19 protein-coding genes are annotated in these 19743 nt (G+C 57.2%); 17 read left to right on the top strand and 2 right to left on the bottom strand.

Features of this window, described 5'->3' with window-relative positions:
* Positions 1-220 precede the first annotated feature (220 nt).
* Entirely contained in the window at positions 221-3772 is a 3552-nt protein-coding gene (dnaE, locus tag QP442_RS05240) for a DNA polymerase III subunit alpha (protein WP_103633634.1), read from the top strand.
* 114 nt (positions 3773-3886) lie between these two features.
* On the opposite strand, the gene QP442_RS05235 is transcribed toward dnaE, so the two are convergent.
* Complete coding sequence (locus tag QP442_RS05235; protein ID WP_006681671.1) at positions 3887-4120, bottom strand: RNA-binding S4 domain-containing protein; 234 nt, start codon at positions 4118-4120, stop codon at positions 3887-3889.
* Between the two features lie 116 nt (positions 4121-4236).
* Here QP442_RS05235 and hisD point away from each other — a divergent pair, with 116 nt between their 5' ends.
* The 12 genes from hisD (at position 4237) to thiL (ending at position 13820) form a co-directional block, all read left to right on the top strand.
* Complete coding sequence (gene hisD / locus QP442_RS05230; RefSeq protein ID WP_181002186.1) at positions 4237-5574, top strand: histidinol dehydrogenase; 1338 nt, start codon at positions 4237-4239, stop codon at positions 5572-5574.
* A gap of 4 nt (positions 5575-5578) precedes the next feature.
* Positions 5579-6694 (top strand): histidinol-phosphate transaminase, encoded by a 1116-nt coding sequence (locus QP442_RS05225; protein ID WP_103633569.1) that lies wholly within the window; start codon positions 5579-5581, stop codon positions 6692-6694.
* Positions 6691-7308, top strand: a complete 618-nt coding sequence (gene hisB, locus QP442_RS05220; RefSeq protein WP_103633570.1) for an imidazoleglycerol-phosphate dehydratase HisB — start codon at positions 6691-6693, stop codon at positions 7306-7308. The genes QP442_RS05225 and hisB overlap by 4 nt, the downstream gene beginning before the upstream one ends.
* A 32-nt stretch (positions 7309-7340) precedes the next feature.
* Positions 7341-8096 (top strand): hypothetical protein, encoded by a 756-nt coding sequence (locus tag QP442_RS05215; protein ID WP_103633571.1) that lies wholly within the window; start codon positions 7341-7343, stop codon positions 8094-8096.
* 3 nt (positions 8097-8099) lie between these two features.
* A complete protein-coding gene (hisH, locus tag QP442_RS05210; RefSeq protein WP_103633572.1) occupies positions 8100-8735 on the top strand; it encodes an imidazole glycerol phosphate synthase subunit HisH in 636 nt (211 codons plus the stop codon).
* A 30-nt stretch (positions 8736-8765) separates the two neighbouring features.
* Positions 8766-9494: a bifunctional 1-(5-phosphoribosyl)-5-((5-phosphoribosylamino)methylideneamino)imidazole-4-carboxamide isomerase/phosphoribosylanthranilate isomerase PriA gene (gene priA / locus QP442_RS05205; RefSeq protein ID WP_103633573.1), complete on the top strand. Its 729-nt coding sequence runs from the start codon at positions 8766-8768 to the stop codon at positions 9492-9494.
* Positions 9495-9497: 3 nt separating this feature from the next.
* The gene (locus tag QP442_RS05200; protein ID WP_006681664.1) at positions 9498-10289 is read left to right on the top strand and encodes an SseB family protein; all 792 of its coding nucleotides are present in this window, start codon (positions 9498-9500) and stop codon (positions 10287-10289) included.
* Between the two features lie 365 nt (positions 10290-10654).
* Positions 10655-11242 (top strand): translation initiation factor IF-3, encoded by a 588-nt coding sequence (gene infC, locus QP442_RS05195; RefSeq protein ID WP_006681663.1) that lies wholly within the window; start codon positions 10655-10657, stop codon positions 11240-11242.
* Positions 11243-11284: 42 nt separating this feature from the next.
* Positions 11285-11479 (top strand): 50S ribosomal protein L35, encoded by a 195-nt coding sequence (gene rpmI / locus QP442_RS05190; RefSeq protein WP_006681662.1) that lies wholly within the window; start codon positions 11285-11287, stop codon positions 11477-11479.
* A 24-nt stretch (positions 11480-11503) separates the two neighbouring features.
* Positions 11504-11884, top strand: a complete 381-nt coding sequence (gene rplT / locus QP442_RS05185) for a 50S ribosomal protein L20 (protein WP_006681661.1) — start codon at positions 11504-11506, stop codon at positions 11882-11884.
* 33 nt (positions 11885-11917) lie between these two features.
* Positions 11918-12751 carry a TrmH family RNA methyltransferase gene (locus QP442_RS05180; RefSeq protein ID WP_103633635.1) on the top strand — a complete coding sequence of 278 codons (834 nt, stop codon included), beginning with the start codon at positions 11918-11920 and terminating at the stop codon, positions 12749-12751.
* Between the two features lie 79 nt (positions 12752-12830).
* Positions 12831-13820, top strand: a complete 990-nt coding sequence (thiL, locus tag QP442_RS05175) for a thiamine-phosphate kinase (protein ID WP_103633574.1) — start codon at positions 12831-12833, stop codon at positions 13818-13820.
* 103 nt (positions 13821-13923) lie between these two features.
* On the opposite strand, the gene rpmB is transcribed toward thiL, so the two are convergent.
* Positions 13924-14115, bottom strand: coding sequence for a 50S ribosomal protein L28 (rpmB, locus tag QP442_RS05170; RefSeq protein WP_006681658.1), 192 nt, complete (start codon positions 14113-14115; stop codon positions 13924-13926).
* A 572-nt stretch (positions 14116-14687) separates the two neighbouring features.
* Between rpmB and QP442_RS05165 the strand changes: the two genes are divergently transcribed.
* From QP442_RS05165 to coaD, 4 genes are all read left to right on the top strand, one after another.
* The gene (locus QP442_RS05165; RefSeq protein WP_285069682.1) at positions 14688-16355 is read left to right on the top strand and encodes a DAK2 domain-containing protein; all 1668 of its coding nucleotides are present in this window, start codon (positions 14688-14690) and stop codon (positions 16353-16355) included.
* Positions 16352-18508 (top strand): ATP-dependent DNA helicase RecG, encoded by a 2157-nt coding sequence (locus QP442_RS05160; RefSeq protein ID WP_103633636.1) that lies wholly within the window; start codon positions 16352-16354, stop codon positions 18506-18508. The genes QP442_RS05165 and QP442_RS05160 overlap by 4 nt, the downstream gene beginning before the upstream one ends.
* Before the next feature lie 63 nt (positions 18509-18571).
* Positions 18572-19153 carry a 16S rRNA (guanine(966)-N(2))-methyltransferase RsmD gene (gene rsmD / locus QP442_RS05155; RefSeq protein WP_103633576.1) on the top strand — a complete coding sequence of 194 codons (582 nt, stop codon included), beginning with the start codon at positions 18572-18574 and terminating at the stop codon, positions 19151-19153.
* Positions 19154-19255: 102 nt separating this feature from the next.
* Positions 19256-19738 (top strand): pantetheine-phosphate adenylyltransferase, encoded by a 483-nt coding sequence (gene coaD, locus QP442_RS05150; protein WP_103633577.1) that lies wholly within the window; start codon positions 19256-19258, stop codon positions 19736-19738.
* Positions 19739-19743: the final 5 nt, after the last annotated feature.

Here is a 19743-nt window from a genome sequence, read left to right as displayed (position 1 = left end):
TCGTAGCGGGCACCGGCAAACCACGCCGGCATGTTGTGTACTGAAAGCATATCCATGCACCCCTCACGGGTGTGCAATCTTTGGTCGCCTGATGAAGAAGGCAGGTGCGTCAATACGCCGAAAACCGCTGGTCGAGCTTGTGAATCTGCGTGATTTCAAGGAAAGCTCTCACGCTCCTTCCGGGGTGCTTAATCACCCGATGACGGCTACCATCAAGACCATGGCTGATTCCTTCGTTCACTTGCACAACCACTCCGAGTACTCGATGCTTGACGGCGCAGCAAAGACGAAGGCGATGGCTGAAGAAGCGGCTCGTTTGGGTCAGCCCGCTATTGGCTTGACCGATCACGGCTACTTGTTTGGCGCATACGACTTCTACTCGAACTGTAAGAAGGCCGGGGTCAAGCCGATTATTGGTTTGGAAGCCTATGTGACTCCCGGTACGTCGCGTTTTGACCGTCAAAAAGTGCGATGGGGAGAACCCTGGCAAAAGAGCGATGACGTGTCGGGTTCGGGTTCATACAACCACCTGACGCTGATCGCCTATTCAACCGAGGGCATGCATAACCTGTTTCGCCTCGGTTCCTACGCCTCAACTGAAGGACAGTTTGGCAAGTATCCTCGCGCGGATAAGGAACTACTCTCTCAGTTCCACGAGGGCTTGATTGTGTTTACCGGGTGTCCTTCGGGTGCTGTTCAGACGCGTATGCGCCTTGGCCAATGGGACGAGGCAGTTCGTGAAGCAGCCGAGCTCCGCGATATTTTTGGCGCAGAAAACTTCTACGTTGAGCTCATGGACCACGGCATCGAAATGGAACGTCGCACCCAGCTCCAGCTACTGGAATTGGCGAAGTTGATGGATGCTCCGCTTGTCGTGACGAATGACGCCCACTATGTGAAGAAGGAAGACCGTCAGATCCAAGACGCTCTTCTCTGCATCAACTCCGGTTCGCGTATTTCTGACCCCGATCGATTCAAGTTTGATGGCGACGGCTACTACATTCGTCCCAGTGAAGAAATGCGCGAGCTGTGGAAGGAACTCCCACAGGCGTGCAACTCGACTCTGGAAATCGCTGAACGTTGCGAGGTGCACTTCACAACCACCGATGACGGCGCAAACTACATGCCCGACTTCCCGGTGCCCGAAGGCGAAGACAAGACCTCGTGGTTCATCAAAGAGGTTGAAAAGGGCCTCAACTATCGTTTCCCGAACGGTATTCCCGACGATGTCCGTAAGCAGGCGAAATACGAAGAAGATGTCATTATTTCGATGGGCTTCCCCGGTTACTTCCTGACGGTGGCAGACTACATTAACTGGGCGAAGAGCCAAGGTATTCGCGTTGGACCTGGTCGTGGTTCGGGCGCAGGATCAATGGTTGCCTACGCCATGAAGATTACAGAGCTGAATCCTCTTGAACACGGTCTGATCTTCGAACGCTTCTTGAACCCAGAACGTATCTCGATGCCCGACTTCGACGTCGACTTCGACGAACGTAGGCGAGATGAGGTCATTCAGTACGTCAAGGCCAAGTATGGCGAGGATCGCATTTCGCAGGTTGTCACCTACGGCACGATTAAGACAAAGCAGGCCCTGAAAGACTCTGCCCGTATCTTGGGTAAGGACTTCAAGGTGGGCGAGCAACTGACGAAGGCTCTACCGCCGTCCATCATGGGCAAGGACATTAGCGTTCACGGCATCTTTGACAAGGACGACAAGCGTTACGCCGAAGCTGTCGAGTTCCGTAAGTACTACGAAGAAAACCCGGAGACTCACGAGGTCGTTCAGTACGCGCTCGGTCTTGAAGGTTTGACCCGCCAGTGGGGCGTTCACGCGTGTGCGGTCATCATGAGTTCGCATACGCTGACCGACATTATTCCGATTATGAAGCGCCCCCAGGATGGCGCGATCATCACTCAGTTCGACTATCCGACGTGTGAAACACTCGGCCTGCTGAAGATGGACTTCCTGGGTCTTCGTAACCTGACGGTCGTCTCGGACGCGCTGGAAAACATTGCGCTGAACGGCAAGGAAGAACCGGATCTGGAACACCTGGAGTTCAACGATCCAAAGACATACGAACTCCTGTCTGCCGGTGAAACACTGGGCGTTTTCCAGCTTGATGGTGGCGGTATGCGCGACCTTCTGAAGCTGATGAAGCCCGACAACTTCGAAGATATTTCCGCTGTCGGCGCCCTGTATCGTCCAGGTCCGATGGGCGCGAATTCGCACACGAACTACGCGCTACGTAAGAACGGGAAGCAGGAAATTACGCCGATTCACCCCGAATTGGCTGAGGCACTGGAATCGATTCTGGGTACGACCTACGGCTTGATCGTGTATCAGGAACAGGTCATGCAGATCGCGCAGAAGCTGGCGGGCTACTCACTTGGCCAAGCAGATATTCTGCGTAAGGCAATGGGTAAGAAGAAGCCCGAGGTTCTGGCAAAGCAGTTCGAGGCATTCCAGCAGGGAATGCTGGACAACGGCTATTCGAAGGAATCAATCCAGGCTCTCTGGGATGTCGTTGTTCCCTTCTCCGCCTACGCATTCAACAAGGCACACTCGGCCGCATACGGTTTGGTGTCCTACTGGACCGCGTTTTTGAAGGCGAACTACAAGACGGAGTACATGGCGGCTCTGCTGACGTCCACGAAGGACAACAAGGACAAACGTGCGCTCTACTTGGCTGAAGCCCGACACATGGATATCACGGTTCTTCCCCCCGACGTCAATGCGTCGCAGGGTAACTTTGCGCCAGACGGTGAAGCGATTCGTTTCGGTCTGAACGCGATCCAGAACGTGGGAGCGAACGTGGTTGAAGCCATCGTTGAGACCCGAAAGGAAAAGGGCCCGTTTACTTCCTTCCAGGACTTCTTAGACAAGGTGCCTCAGGTTGTGTGCAACAAGCGCACGATTCAGTCGCTGATCCGTGCAGGTGCGTTTGACTCGATGGGCTACACGCGTCGTGCAATGCTGTCGTGTTGTGACGAGGCCGTTGAAGCAATCACCGATGTGAAGCGTAACGAAGCGATTGGTCAGTTCGACCTGTTTGGTGCGTTGGGTATGGATGCCGGCGCTGATAGCGGTTCACATGCCCTGGGAGTCACTATTCCGGATATCCCTGAATTCGACCGCAAGTTCAAGCTGTCTCAAGAACGCGAGATGCTTGGCTTGTACGTGTCGGATCATCCGCTTCGTGGCATTGAAGGAGCGCTGGCTCGCTATCAGGATCACGAGATCGCGCAGGTCGTCGGATCTGAGGATTCAATGTCGAATCAGACAGTGCGTATCGCGGGTCTGATTTCGAATGTTCAGACGAAGGTGACGAAACAGGGTAGTGTGTGGGCCGTTGCGACCCTCGAGGACTTGTCGGGGTCGGTTGAAGTTCTTTTCTTCCCGCGTTCTTACGAGACGATTTCAACGCATCTTGCCCAGGACATTGTGGTTCAGATTGAGGGTCGCGTGAATGTCCGCGATGAGGGCATGTCGATTTATGGCCAGTCGATGACGATTTTGGACTTGCGTGAGGACGGCGATACTCCGCTGGAGCTTCAGCTTCCTGCAACGCGGTGTACGGCGGAATTGCTGGGCGAGTTGAAAGATGTCCTTCAAGCGTTCCCAGGTGATTCTCCTGTTCGTTTACATATCCGCGAGCGCACGGGCACGACGATCGTTGAGTTGGATCAGCGTTTGCGCGTGTCGCCGACGGGACCGTTCTTCTCACATGTGAAGGCTATCGTGGGCATCGACGGAGTCCTGAGCACGCACTGAGCTACTTCGGGGGGCTCGTGCTAAAAGGACGAGGCCGCCCAGCGTTGTTGGTCGTTTCTCGTGTGTCGGGGTCGAATGATGGGATGGCGTGGCCTTGGTTGTTGCGCCTCAGGCTTAGTCGATCTGTGCGACGATGGCGCCATCTGATCCCATGGGGGAGTTAACCTCTACGACGTCACCGTCTGTGAGCTGACGACCTCGCCTGGTTTCAACTGTGTGGTTGACGTATACGTCGCCACCCTGGATGAGCTCGCGTGCGAGTCCCCCGTCTTCGGCAAGGTTGGCGAGTTTGAGGAACTGTCCGAGTCTGATGACTCCGCTGACTTCGATGGTGGGGAAGTCTGACATGGACGTTTCCTTTCTGGCGTTTACGGGCTGCGGGTGAGTTGTCCGCATTGTGTGCTTCTATGTTCGCGCGTTGGGCGCCGAAGAACCAAATGTGTGTGCCCGCCTATGCTTGGGGTATGGATACTCTGATGCAACGACTGGATCTTCGTGGAACTGTTCTTGAAACGACAGATCTTGCTCATGCGTTGCCTCGTGCTGCGCTGGATACGTCGAAGGCCGCAGATCAGGTTGCTCCGATCTTGAAGCGTGTTCGTGAAGAGGGCGCGCCCGCGCTGTACGACTTGGCTGAAAAGTTTGACCGTGTTCGCCCGGCTTCGCTTCGTGTTCCGGCTCAGGCAATTGCTGATGCTTTGGTGAATCTTGACCCGAAGATTCGCGAGGCGCTTGAGATGTCGATTGCGCACAACCGTATGGGGCATACTCAACAGTTGCCCGCGCCTGCTCAGGTGCAGATTATTCCGGGCGGAACCGTGTCCCAGCGTTGGATTCCAGTTGAACGTGTGGGCCTGTATGTTCCCGGTGGCTTGGCCGTCTACCCGTCGTCCGTCGCGATGAACGTGGCGTGTGCGCAGGTTGCGGGCGTGGAGTCTATTGCGTTGGCGTCTCCTCCTCAGTCAGAGTTCGGCGGTCTTCCTCACCCGACAATTTTGGCGGCGTGCGCGTTACTGGGCGTTGATGAGGTCTGGGCGATTGGTGGAGCTCAGGCGATTGGATCCTTTGCCTACGGTGTGACCGATGGTGATGACGTCTTGAAGCCCGTCGACGTGGTGACCGGACCGGGCAACATTTTCGTTGCCGCAGCCAAGCGCCTTGTTCAGGGAACCGTCGGCATTGACGCCGAAGCGGGAACAACCGAGATCGCAATCCTCGCCGATTCCAGTGCTCACCCGGCATTCGTTGCCGCCGACCTGATCAGTCAGGCGGAACATGACCCGGCTGCAGCATCGGTCCTCGTGACCTCCAGCGAGGAACTGGCTGACGAAGTGGAAGCTGAAATCAAGGTGCAGGCGCAGGCGACAACGCACACTGAGCGTATTCTTACCGCCCTGTCAGGCCCACAGTCCGGTATTGTCCTCGTCGATGATGTGGAAGACGGACTGACTGTCGTGAACGCGTACGGCGCAGAGCACCTGGAAGTCCAGACCCTGAACTCCCGCGATGATGCTCTGAAGGTGAAGAACGCGGGTGCCATCTTTGTTGGGTCGTACACGCCGGTTCCGCTCGGCGACTACATTGCCGGCTCGAATCATGTGCTGCCCACCGGTGGCACAGCGCGCTTCGCATCGGGATTGAATGTCATGCAATACCTGCGTTCCCAGCAGGTCGTGGAATACACGGCCGAAGCACTGGATCAGTTGAGCGACAAGCTGAACACGCTTGCGATCGCGGAAAACCTGCCGGCACACGGTCAAGCCGCCCTGATCCGCCGCACAGCTGCTAAAGACGGAGAGTGACACCATGACGATTCTTCCGATTCGATCCGATCTTAAAGGACTCTCGCCCTACGGTGCTCCGCAGCTCAACGTTCCGGTGTGCCTGAACGTCAACGAGAACCCGTATTCGCCCTCCGAAAACGTGATTGCCGATATCGCTGAGTCCGTTGCCAAGGCGGCTGCGGGTCTCAACCGTTACCCGGATCGCGACTTCATGGAACTACGTTGCGCGCTCGCGGACTACCTAGAAAAAGAATCCGGTGTTCGTCGTCGTCCGGAACTGATGTGGGCAGCGAACGGCTCAAATGAAGTGATGGTGCAGATTCTGGCAGCATTCGGTGGCCCTGGCCGGACGGCCGTCAGCTTTGCTCCGACGTACTCGATGTACCACGAGTACGCGCGCGACACGAATACCGCGTGGGTGCAGGGGCGTCGCGATGATGACTTTACATTGAACCGCGCGATCGTTGAAGAAACACTGAAAGCGCAGCGTCCTTCTGCTGTTCTGCTGGCCAGCCCGAATAATCCGACGGGCACAGCGTTGCCGTTCGAGGACATTGAGTGGATCCTGGACATCGCGCGCGAAAGTGGCCCAGAGATTGATGGCCAGACGTCTGCGTCGATCGTCGTTATTGACGAGGCCTACGGTGAATTCCGCAGAACCGGCACACCGTCATCTCTTGAACTCTTGGACGCGAATGAGCACCTCATCGTCAGTCGCACAATGTCGAAGGCCTTCGGCATGGCGGGCCTGCGCCTCGGCTATATGAGCGCCTGCCAAGAAATCATCGACGCGATCATGTTGGTTCGCCTGCCGTACCACCTCTCAACTCTTACGCAGGCAACGGCGCTTGCTGCTCTGCGCCACACGGATGAACTGATGGCACAGGTGGCCTCGTTGCGCGCCGAACGCGACCAGCTGGTCACGTGGCTGAAAGACAAAGGCTTCGACGCTGTCGATTCGGATGCCAACTTTGTCCTCTTCGGACGCTTCGATGACCGCGAAGCCATCTTTCAGGCTCTGCTTGATCGCGGAATTCTGATCCGAGTTGTCGGGCCTGAGGGCTGGCTTCGTGTCAGTATTGGAACACCTGAAGAAACCGCCAGCTTCAAAGCAGCACTTGAGGAGATCACGAAATGACGAACACCTTTGCTACTCCGCGTACCGCCGTCATTGACCGCGTGACGTCTGAGTCCTCGATCCACCTCGAGCTGAACTTGGATGGAACAGGCAAGAATGACATTTCCACGTCCGTGCCTTTCTACGACCACATGTTGACTGCACTGTCGAAGCACTCGCTGATTGACCTGACGGTGAAGGCGACGGGTGATACTGATATCGACGTGCACCACACGGTTGAAGATACGGCGATCTGCCTGGGTCTTGCGCTGAAGGAAGCGCTAGGGGACAAGCGCGGTATTCGTCGTTTCGGCGATGCGACTGTTCCGCTCGACGAGGCGCTGGCTCACGCGGTTGTTGACGTCGCGGGACGTCCCTACATTGTGCATGCGGGTGAACCTGCCGGTCAGGAATACCACCTGATTGGTGGTCACTACACCGGTTCAATGACGCGTCACGTCTTCGAATCCCTGACCTTCAATTCCGGAATTTGCCTGCACATGAACGTGCTTGCTGGTCGCGACCCGCACCACATCGTCGAGGCCCAGTTCAAGGCGTTGGCACGAGCGCTTCGTGCTGGCGTTGAGCCGGATCCTCGCGTCGACGGAATTCCATCGACCAAGGGTGCGCTCTAAGCCGAGTCGAGCGTAGGTAGCAGAGGAGAGTTATGTCGCGTCGTGATGACGACTTCGATGCCGAGTTCGCGGATCTTGTCGCGTCCCTTGACGGCGAAGATTTAGGCAAGGAAACGCTTGATGGCGAAGCGTATACCGACGATGTACTGGCGGCACACAATCTGGGAGAAAAGCCCGCTGGCGCAGATACGACGAGCGAGACAGACAACAGGGACGCATCGACCAAGGCGTTGAAAGATCCTGACGATGTCCCGGTTGATGAATCCCTCCATCTTGACGGTGGCAAGCTGTCGGTTGGTTTGGTTCTGGCCCCGATTCCATCGCCTGGCGCGCTTCACTCTCTTTTGGCTCTGTCTGGTTTGAAGCTCAGCGTCGTCCGTTTGAAGCCGTGGACGGCGATCTGGCAGCGCGTGGAAACTCAGCCGACTGACGAAGAAGAGTTGGATGCGTTGCTTTCCGGCCAGCGTCCCATGCCCGCTCCCATCGACGAGGCCGCCCGCGTTGTTTCACGCCTGTCCAAATATGGGGCGGTTGCTGTCATGTCGTGGCTGGTTGAAGGCGATGGGGTTGAACCCGGTGTTTCTGGTCGGATTACAGCCCAGCGTTATGTGAACGGACAGCCGGAGGAAACGATTCCTGCGGGTGTTTTACTTGGTGCAATGCCACAGGCAACCGAGGATCTACTGCTTGGACGTTCGACCCCCGAAGACTACGAGGACTCCGTGTCTGCGGATGGGACGAGCCGTAAGCGTCCGGGCGGTTTCTTTGGCGGATTGTGGAAGAAGTAGACGATGACGCACGTAGTTGTTTTTGACTATGGTTCGGGCAATGTACGCTCTGCGTGCCGAGCTTTGGAACATGTGGGCGCCGATGTTGAACTGACTGCAGACCGTGAAGCAGCATTGAATGCTGATGGCTTGCTGGTGCCTGGCGTAGGCGCGTTCCATGCGGTGATGCGCCAGCTGCGCGTAGCTGACGGCGAAAACATTATTGACATGCGTCTTGCTGGTGGGCGCCCGGTGATGGGTATCTGCGTTGGCCTGCAGATCATGTTCTCTTCGTCCGAAGAGAAGGGCGAAGGCGAGGGCCTTGGCCAGTGGCCGGGCGTGGTGAAGCGTTTGGACGCTGAAGTGGTTCCGCACATGGGCTGGTCACCGATTGAAGCGGCTACCGGTTCGGAGCTTTTCGCGGGAGTCGAAGACCAGCGCTTCTATTTCGTTCACTCCTACGGTGTCCATGACGATCCGACCGCGGCGTTTGCTGGGGGAGTGACCACCCCACCGTTGACGTCCTGGGCACGGCACGGAAATTCCCGCTTCGTTGCAGCCGTAGAAAACGGCCCATTGAGTGCAACCCAGTTCCACCCGGAAAAGTCAGGAGATGCCGGTATGACGCTACTGGCAAACTGGCTCGACACACTGAAGTAACTTCACGCAATAAACGATTAAAGGATTTCCATGAACGACCTGATTCTTCTTCCCGCCGTTGACGTTGTCGACGGACAAGCCGTTCGCCTGACCCAGGGTGAAGCTGGTACGGAAACACACTACGGCCATCCGATGGACGCTGCGCGCTCTTTCGCGGATGCTGGGGCAACGTGGCTGCACCTCGTCGATCTGGATGCCGCATTTGGACGTGGGTCGAACGCTGCGCTACTTGCTGAGATCACCGCGAACGTGGATATGAATGTCGAACTGTCCGGTGGCATTCGCGATGATGAGTCGCTCAAGCGCGCTTTGGGAGCCGGTGCCCGTCGCGTGAACCTTGGTACTGCAGCTTTGGAAAATCCAGAGTGGACTGAACGAGTCATTAAAGAATATGGCGATCAGATTGGCATCGGCTTGGACGTGCGTGGAGATACCTTGTCTGCCCGCGGATGGACCCGCGATGGAGGCAATCTTTGGGAGACAATCGAACGCCTGAACAAGGCTGGTTGCGTGCGCTACGTGGTCACTGACGTGACGCGCGACGGCATGCTGTCGGGACCGAACGTTGATCTGCTTGCCCGCGTCTGCGACGCAACCGACGCCGCCGTTGTGGCATCCGGTGGCGTGTCAACGCTGGACGATATTGCCACCCTGCGAGGTCTCGTTGGCGTTGGCGTCGAAGGTGCAATTGTCGGCAAAGCCCTCTACGCCGGCGCGTTCACGATTGAAGAAGCCCTGAAAGTTGCGCGGGGGCTTTAAACGATGAGTGAAACCACGGATTCTCACCCAATCCCAGCTCTCGATGATGCGCAGAAGAGCCGGCTTGCTGCTCGGTTGAAGATGTCGAATCGCGATCGTGGTGACTCGGGTCAGATTCTCGAAGCGACGAGGCGTGCGCTGGCTCTTGAAGCGGATAGTGATAATGGCGCAGCCAGATTGGAAGCCCTCGCCGATGCTTTGGCTCACGATCGCGTGATTGTCCCGATTGCTGTTGAAGAGGATCCTCGTGTCACCGGACACCACGCAGGAATTGACGGCGACGGACAGGCGCCGACGGACTTTGTTCGTGTTGACTGCCTGGCAGGCAAGGCGATTGCCGTATTCTCTTCGGCCGATCAACTTCGGGCTTTCGATGCTTTCGCCAGACCTACCGCTCTCGCATTCCGGAGCGTTGCCCTTGCTGCGCTGGTGGAAACCGGAGGCCGAGTTGTCATGGATCCTGCCGGGTCCAACGTTGTGATACCACGTCCCCTTGTCGCGGCACTTGCGCAGGGAGACACGTGGTTGCCAGCCTGGAAAGACCAAGAACTCGCCGAAGAGTTGAAGATGCTCGCGCAGGTAAGCCATAACGGAACCTCGCCGATCGTTGACGTGCAGCTGACCTGCGGGGCAGTCGGAAACGTGACTGTCACCCTGTTCGTCAACGCCAATGCTGATCAGCGTGGGCTTAAAAAGTCGCTGATGGAAGCGGTGTCTGCTATCGGAGATTCAAAACGTCTTCAGGTATCAGCCGACAGGATTGAGATCGTTCCACGTTGGGTGAGCGTCGCATAGCCTGCACGTCGCATAGTCCACGTGTGTGAGCGATCCCATCTGCGCCGAAGTCACTGAAATTGGTGCGCTATCAGCGCAGATGTTAAAGTTGAAGCAACCGTCTGGGCGAATGCCTGGAATGCAAGCGGAGTTTCCTCCCACCTGGATGCCCGCCTTGGCTTGCCAAGGTCCACGCAATTGGCGTGACGTGAAAGGGGATCGGGTTCTTCGGTAGACGTTTCGGCGTCTGCCAAATGGGCTGGCCTCCGTGCGCATGAAGTGTAACGGAGGCCATTTTCGTTGCTCTTCACGAAGTACCGTGGAAGGAGCCACTCATCAGCGAGACTCGCATTAACGAGCGCATCCGAGTTCCTGAGGTTCGCCTCGTGGGACCCGGAGGGGAACAGGTCGGCGTCGTTTGTGTTGAAGACGCCCTGCGCCTGGCCGAAGAGGCCGGCCTTGACCTGGTAGAGGTTGCCCCCGACGCTAAGCCGCCGGTTGCCAAGCTCATGGATTACGGCAAGTTTAAGTACGAAGCCGCCCAGAAGGCTCGCGATGCTCGCCGTAATCAGGCGAACACCCAGCTGAAAGAGATCCGCTTCCGCTTGAAGATTGACGACCATGATTTTGGCGTTAAGAAGGGACACGTTGAGCGTTTCCTTTCCCAAGGCGACAAGGTCAAGGTCATGATCATGTTCCGCGGACGTGAGCAGTCCCGTCCTGAAGCTGGCGTTCGCCTGCTTCAGCGTTTGGCTGAAGAGGTTGGTGAGCTCGCAACAGTCGAGTCCATGCCTCGCCAGGATGGTCGCAATATGACCATGGTTCTCGCGCCTACAAAACGTAAGTCTGATGCTTTGAACGAACAGCGCAAGCGTCGTGAAGCAGAGCGTAAGGAACGACGCGGTAAGCGTCAGGAACGCGCAATCAAGGACCAGGCACGTTCCGCAAAAGCGGACACCACGGACAAGAACTGACATTGACGCGTAAGCGTTGATGGAACAAAGAAGGAATAGCAAATGCCGAAGAACAAGACGCACTCCGGTGCGAAGAAGCGCTTCCGCGTGACCGGCTCGGGCAAGATCATGCGCGAGCAGGCCGGTGCACGCCACCTGCTGGAGCACAAGTCCAGCCGTAAGACCCGCCGCCTCGCCACTGACCAGGTCCTTGAGAACGCAGACGTTAAGCGCGTCCGTCGTCTCCTTGGCAAGTGAGCTTCGCAAAAGGAGATTTGAAACATGGCACGTGTCAAGCGTTCTGTTAACGCCAAGAAGAAGCGTCGTACAGTCCTCGAGCAGGCGTCCGGCTATCGTGGTCAGCGTTCCCGCATGTACCGCAAGGCCAAGGAGCAGGTCACTCACTCCTTCGTCTACTCCTACCGCGACCGCAAGGCCCGCAAGGGTGACTTCCGTCGCCTCTGGATCCAGCGCATCAACGCTGCCTCGCGCGCGCAGGGCATGACCTACAACCGTTTCATCCAGGGCCTCGGCCTTGCTGGTGTTGAGGTCGACCGTCGCATGCTCGCCGAGCTCGCCGTCAACGACATCAACGCGTTCAACGCGCTGGTGCAGGTTGCCAAGGATGCTCTGCCGGCAGACGTCAACGCCCCCAAGGCCTGACATACGGTGACTTTTCAGTCCGAGCGCCCGTCCATGCTCGCCAATCCTCACGCTGAACGCGTGAAGAAAGTGGCAGCGTTGGCCGGGCGCTCGGCACGTCGTAAGACGAATCTTCTGCTTGTTGAAGGGCCACAAGCAGTCCGCGAACTTCTGGCTTTTAGTGGCCAGCATGTTCGCGATGTGTACTTCACTGACGGTGCAGCGAGTCTGCATCCTGACGTGCACGCCCTGGCTTCTTCCGTGACCCGCTGGTGCCATATGATGACCGATGAGGTCGCTTCTGCGATGAGCTCTGATGCTCAGGGCATTATTGCCGTTGCAACACGTGACGCAGTGGTGTCCACGTTGCGCGATACTGCGCCTCGGCAGACATATGTTGTGCTCGCCCAGGGGCGCGATCCGGGCAACGTTGGTACCATCATCCGCACCGCTGATGCGATGGGATGCGCCGGTGTCATCGTCGTTGCGGGCACCGTCAATGTTGCCAGCCCGAAGGTCATCCGTTCCTCCGCAGGCAGTGTCTTCCACCTTCCGCTCATTGGTGTTCCGTCGTTCGACGAGGCCGCCCGGTTGCTCAAAACGCGCGGTGCGCGCCTGCTGGGAACCAGCGGCGGAGTGGGCACCGAAGACCTTGGGCAGCTGATGACTCAGGCAATCGCTGGGGGAGCGGGTCCTCTTGCCTCATCTCATGCGTGGGTCTTCGGCAATGAAGCGAAGGGCATGAGCCAGGCTGAACTCGATGCGTGTGACACTCTTGTCCGCATCGACATGACCGGTCAGGCCGAGTCCCTGAACGTGGCCTCTGCAGCCTCAATGTGTCTTTTTGCTTCTCAATGCGCGCGCTTGTCCAATGAAGCGCTGAAATAGTGTGCGCGGCCTCGTGAGTCAATGAGTGAATCAGGCGCCAGCTGTCCTTTTGTCGCCACGAACCAACTAGGCTTGAACCATGACGTTGGTAAGTGAATGCTCGGAATCTGAACTCATTCGTCGCTATCAGGAAGTTCTTCCCGTTGGTGAACGCACCATGATCGGAATCGGCGACGACTGTGCACAGATTGCAACCCCTGAAGGATCGTTCGTCGTATCGACGGATGTCATCGTCGAAGACCAGCACTTCCACAGGTATTGGTCCGACGCTTACCAGATTGGTGCTCGCATTACCGCGCAGAATCTTGCAGATATTGCCGGTATGGGTGGGTACACGTCATCGATCGTTATCTCTGTTGTGCTCACTCCTGACACCGAAGTCGAATGGCTGATCGACGTGGTTCGAGGTATCGGCGATCGTGCTCGCGAAGTCGGTGCCGGCGTCGTCGGCGGTGATATGTCGGCGGGAGAAAAGATGGTGCTGTCGATGACCGTCATGGGCTGGTGCGAAGGCGATCCCGTGGTGCGTTCGGGAGCGAAACCTGGTGATGTGATCGCGGTGAGTGGTCGAGTTGGCTTCTCGCACGCCGGCTTGGATCTGTTGCTGGGCGAGCACATTGACCCTGCAATTCGTGACGACGAGTCAATGGGGATTATGGCTGAAGCCCTCAACATGTATCGCGCTCCCGAGCCACCGTTGGAGACCGGGCCAGCTGCTGCGCGCGCCGGTGCCCACGCAATGATGGACCTATCTGATGGCATTGCTATGGATGGCACACGTATGGCGAAAGCGTCTGGTGTGATCATTGACCTCGACCCGACTGCGTTGGAACGCGAAGCAGATCCGTTGCGTCAGCTCGCCGAGATCTGCGGTGTGAACCCGGTGGAATGGGTCGTCTTCGGCGGTGAAGACCACGGCATGATCGCTGCCTTTGGGCCAGATGCGACCATTCCCGAAGGATTCCGCATTGTGGGACACGTCCGCGAGGTCGGTGAAGGGGAAAACGCGAATATGTTCCTGAACGGCCGCCCCTTGCGTGGGAAGTGGGATCACTTCAAGAATGAGTAAGAGGCGCTCGAGGTGAAAAAGTCTGGCTCGCAAGGGCATCCTTGCGAGCCAGACTCATAAAGTGTGGTGACCTTTTAAAGGTCATCCAACAGGTGTGCGGCTATCAGATAGCGCGCTGAACCTTGTCGGATTTCAGGCACTTGGTGCACACGTTCAGGCGCTTCGGGGTGCCCTCAACAAGGGCGCGAACGCGCTGAATGTTCGGATTCCAGCGGCGGTTGGTGCGAACGTGAGAGTGTGACACGCTCTTGCCGAAGCCGGGTCCCTTACCGCACACGTCACAAACGGCAGCCACGATGATCTCCTCGGTTGTCAAAATAGGTTATTCCCGTTTTCACAGGACAGTATTGAGCGGTGTAGTCCACCGCAGGCAACTATGAAAGATTAACGGATTAACGCCTTCAACTCCAAGTTTTGCGCCCTTTGTGGGCTGTCAGGTAGCCCACATTCGTTGATAGAGCGCGGATTGTGTGCGGCTCGCGCAGGGCCGCGTAGCGGCTTGAAGGCTAGAGCGGGGTGTACAGCATCCTAGTGTTGCAGTGTGGTTTCTACGACGGTGATGACGAAGGTGATGCAAGCGACGGCTCAGTAGGTGGCGAGCTGTGCGGTCTGGGTATCCGTCCGTGCATTCCTTGTCCATGACACGGTCCTGCCTGCAGTTCCGGTCGTCTGAGGCGACATTGTGGGCTCTGTGGGAAGGGGAGTGTCGCCTCGTATAACTGGGGGAGCTAGGCGTTCAAAAACTAGTGTGAGCCGTGGAGTACGAAGCGATAAAAATGCAACGATTGTCGGGCTTAGATGTGTCTGGCACGCCGAACGCTGATCCCTGAACGATAATGAACGCAAAGCTAAACGGATGGAGCAAGAGTGGAACTGAATGCTGGGACTGTCGCCTCCCTGTTGCGGGTGGCAGCACATGAATCTGCCACGCTTGCTCAGTTCCTGAATGACCTCGACGGGTGGGACGGCTCAGACTGCGATACCGGCACGAACGCTGCACATACGCTGGCCTCCATGGCAAGCGCCGTCGAACGTCTAGATCCGGTCTCGTCGTTTGCTTCCGGGCTTGAAGCCGCTGTTGACGCTGGCATCATCCTTGCCCAAGGGCATATTGGTGTCATCATTACTGCTGTTCTTTCCGCATGGTCACAAGCCCTCAATGGTCCAGGTCAGATCACGCCGATTCAGCTTCGTCGCATGCTGTGTACACCACATGCGATCCAATCCGATTCCCATGTCACTGACGTTTTGTGTCGAACCCACCTGTCGAATGCGATCGTGACGGTCTTGGATACAGCCAGAACCGCCGCCACTGATTTGGGCGACACGATTGAAACAAACGAATACCTGGTCTCGTGGTACTCACTCGCAGCTCAAGAAGGCCTGATTGGCGCCACAAATGAGAGAACAGGGCGTATCGACGCAGGCGCATCCGTCCTGACCATTCTCTTCGCCTGCTTTGACTCGGTTGTTTCAGGACAAACATCAGTACTCGAGTCGCTAGCTCATATGCTCAGCGAATTAGCGGAAAACAACGGTGATATCCCCAGTCAGAACATTCCCGCCCCGAACCGCGCATTCAGTGTCGATATCGTCTGGCAAGCGACTGCAACAGACGCAGACCACTTTTTCACTTCCATTGAACTCATGGGAGCACGCCTTTCCTGCGTTGGAACGCTTGATCCATTCGGCGTAGGAATGTGGCGCCTACACATCGATACGTCCGCCCCTCTTTCAGTACGCCCCAAGACTGGACGCCTTATCAGATTCCAAGTCGCTGACGCGCGTCCAGATGAGATGCTCGGCGTCGACGAGCTCGCCGAAGAAGGCATTACCCACCGCGGTGTTCGCCTTCTCGAACGGCACCCCATGCGACGAGTCGAACGCGCCCGAGTCCTTGTATGCACCCGAGCTCCCGGATTGATTGAAGATGCCGCCAGAACAGGTGCAATCGTTCTCTACAATCCCAGCGCCGAAGACGCGGCGGGAATCATGGAAATTGCCACGTCCTCATCGACGGGCGTCAGTCTGTTCGTGCCGTGTGACGATGAGTCTTCAACACTTGGCACTATGCTTGCCTCTCGTCTGAACGCGCCCCAATCTCCGTTTGACCCCGAGCCTGCAGGCGCCACCTCGTCAACCGACGCCATCATTGTGGCGGCGCAGTCGAACGACGAACTGTCAGCGTTCTACGTCGCGCAAACATGCGCCGGCTACTTCGTTCCGCAACCCGGCGGGCACAAAGTGGGGCCAACAATGGAACGTCTGCTCACCCAAGGGGCGACGCAAGCGCTTGAAAACCAGGTGACCTATTCGCTCGACTCAGACGATGACCTTGCTATTTCGCAGGTGGTCGCCGACATCGCACGCAGGAACCCCACGCAGTTCCGCCTGCTCCTGTCCGCACACGACGGTCCGGATTTGGTTGGACTTCTCCGGCAACTGGTGATGCACGCTGACTGTCTCCTCGATGACATTGATGTGATCGATGGGGGACAAGCGGGTCGAAGCCTCATAGCGGGCATGTGGGCATGAGCGAACTCGATACCCCACTTTCTCTTCGCCTCCCTGCGTCAACCGCGCGCAAACTCGCAAAAGCAGGGTTTGAAACCGTTGAAGACCTGCTTCTTTGTGCGCCTCGTCGCTACTACCACTGGGGCGCACTGACCCCGATGTCGATGTTGCACGAAGGCGAAGATGTCACGATCCTCGCTCAAGTTGCACGAGCACACCTCGTTGCAAACCGAAGCCGTCAGGGCGTTCGCCTCGAAGTACAACTGACCGACGGCATCACTACGATGAACGCGACCTTCTTCGCGCACAATGAATACAAACTCGCCGTCCATCAGCGCCTCTTGAAACCCGGAGCCTCGTTTCTTTTCGCCGGAAAAGTCGGATCCTACCGCGGTACCCTTTCACTGGTACATCCCAGCTTCGAAGGAATGGATGACGCCAGCGACTCAGCAGAAGAACGCTCCCAACGGCCCATCCCGATCTACCCGACAAGCGGGGGGATCACCAGCTGGATCATGGCACGTAGTATCACCATGATTCTCGATTCTTTGGACGATGAATCGATCGACGACGTGATCCCGGCCGACATCCGAGAACAACGAAAATTGCCCAATCGTGCCACGGCTTTGAGGATGCTCCACCAGCCATCTACCGACGACGACTACAAACAGGCGAAAACCACATTCGCGTTCGAGGAAGCTTTCACCCTTCAGTGCATCCTGGCCGGACGACGCTACGGGGAACGCTCTTTAACTGCGCCTGCGTGTCCGCTCACTTCATCGCACGCAGTCAGTGAATTCATTGCATCGCTTCCCTTCACTCTGACCGACGCCCAATCACGCGCGCTCAAAGAAATCGACGCCGACATGGGCCAGGCCGCCCCCATGCAACGACTCCTTCAAGGAGATGTGGGTTCAGGGAAGACCGTTGTTGCGCTCGCGGCATTGATTGCGGCGGTTGACGCTGGACACCAGGGTGCGCTGGTGGCGCCGACTGAAGTGTTGGCCGGCCAGCATCTTGAGTCGATGCGCGCGTTAGTACAGGGTGTCATGGCCGATGGGAAACCAGTTGATATTCGTCTGCTGACCGGTTCGACACCGCCTGGCGCGCGTCGCGAAATAAGCGCGCTCATTGAATCGGGGGAGCCGCTGATCGTGGTGGGGACTCACGCTTTGTTCTCTGACAGTGTTGTTTTCAAAGACCTCGGCGTTGTCATTGTGGATGAACAGCATCGTTTCGGCGTTGAACAGCGCGACACATTGCGCACCAGCGACGGGGGGCGTAGCGCGCACCAGCTGGTGATGACGGCGACTCCGATTCCTCGTACGGTCGCGATGACGGTGTTCGGTGATCTGGAAGAGACGCGCATGGCGGGGATGCCTGCCGGTCGTACGCCGGTGCAGACGTTCCTTGTTGATAGCGCGAATTCGGTGTGGATGGAGCGCTTGTGGGCTCGAGCGCACGAAGAGATTGAGCGCGGTGGGCGTGTCTACGTTGTCTGTCCGCGTATCGACGAAACGGATGAGGTCACCGACGTTGAAGGAGAGGGAGCGAATCGCCCCCCGCTTGCGTCGGTCGAAAAGGTCAGTCAAACCCTGCGCCGTCTTCCCGCTCTTGGAGCGCACCGGATTGAAACGTTGACGGGCCGCACTCCGACGGCGGAAAAAACCCAGATCATGGAGCGTTTCGCATCCGGAGAATCGCCGATTTTGGTTTCTACGACCGTCATCGAAGTGGGCGTGGACGTCAAGAGTGCGACGATGATGGTGATCGTTGACGCCCAGCAGTTCGGCTTGGCGCAGTTGCATCAGTTACGAGGCCGCGTCGGCCGTTCGTCGACGCCATCTGTGACGATGGCGGTTCATCGTAGCGATTTGAATCCGGACTCGATGGCGCGTCTTGAAGCATTTGCATCAACGACGGACGGTTTTGAGCTCGCAGAAAAAGATGTTCAGCTCCGTCGTGAGGGAGATGTGTTGGGAGCTGGGCAGTCCGGTCGCAGTTCGCACCTGCGTTTCCTTTCTGTTCGACGTGACGAACGGATTATTTCCCACGCTCGCAGCGATGCGTTGCGGATTATCGAAGAGGATCCGAAGCTGATGAATCATCCGGAGTTAGCATGTGCTTTGAGGCGCTTGTCGGCTGATTCTCTTGCTTGGATTTCGATGAGCTAAAGGGGACTACCGTGGTGATCCCTGCAATCTGGGCATTGTGCTTCGCCCGTTAGACTATGGGTCATGACTCGAATCGTTGCAGGCTCAGCCAAAGGTCGCGTGCTGAAAGTTCCCGCGAAGGGGACGCGTCCAACATCGGAACGCGTCCGCGAGGCGCTGTTTTCTCGCCTGGAACATATGAACGTGGTTGAAAACTGTCTGGTTCTTGACCTCTATGCCGGTTCGGGAGCATTGGGGTTAGAAGCCGCGTCACGAGGTGCCTCGCGCGTGGACTTGGTTGAAAAATCGGCACCGACAGCGCGAATCATTGCTCAAAACATCCGCGCAACCGGTCTGAAAGCGCGGGTTCATACCGCCTCGGCGGCCACTTTCTTGAGGGCGCGTGATTTTGAGACGCTCAGTGGAGAGTTTGATCTTGTGTTGCTTGATCCTCCCTATGACGTGAGCGAAGAAGATGTGGCGGAGGTGCTCTCACTTCTTGGACCGTGGATCACCCCGGATGCGCTTGTCGTTGTTGAGCGTTCCAGCAGGTCACCGGAGCCTTTGTGGCCGGATTTCCTTGTGAAGGAAGATCAGCGGACGTGGGGTGAGACTGTCGCATGGTTTGCCGGTCCGCCCGTGAAAGCCGAAGAAGAGAGCGACTGAGATCTCGGATCAATTCATTGAGCATCATCGGTAATCCCACCGAGCAACGCTTGGGGGATACTATCGACTTCAATATCCTCGAGCTACTAGAACAGGACGACAATGCGAGTTCTTTTTGCGGGATCATTTGATCCCATCACCATCGGCCACGCCGATATCATCACCCGCGCTGCCTCCTTCGCCGACGAACTGGTTGTTGCTGTGGGCGTAAACCCTCAGAAGAAATACATGTTCGATCAGGACAAGCGTGTCGACATGGTGAACGCTGTCGTGGCTCAACTGGGGAACGTGCGCACCGTGAAAATGGAAGGGACGCTGATCGACTGCGCGAAGTCGAACGATGTTTCTTTCATTGTTAAGGGCGTTCGTAGCCAAAGCGATGTTGATGCCGAGCTTGCCCAGGCCGCGGTGAATCGTGACCTTGGAGGGGTGGAAACTCTGTTTATTCCCTCCCTCCCAGAGCTTTCGCTGGTGTCCTCATCGATGGTTCGTGAGCTTGTCCACCTGGGATTAAGCGTTTCTCGGTATGTTCCGAACGAAATTGAGCCGTTCGTAGCGCAAAATAGAGCAAAGAAAGGTCACTGAGACCG

The sequence above is a fragment of the Pauljensenia sp. UMB1177 genome (genome assembly GCF_030217965.1).
Classification (GTDB): domain Bacteria; phylum Actinomycetota; class Actinomycetes; order Actinomycetales; family Actinomycetaceae; genus Pauljensenia; species Pauljensenia turicensis_A.
Note: the sequence above shows the minus strand (reverse complement) of the source record. Positions and strands in the feature narration are given on the sequence as shown.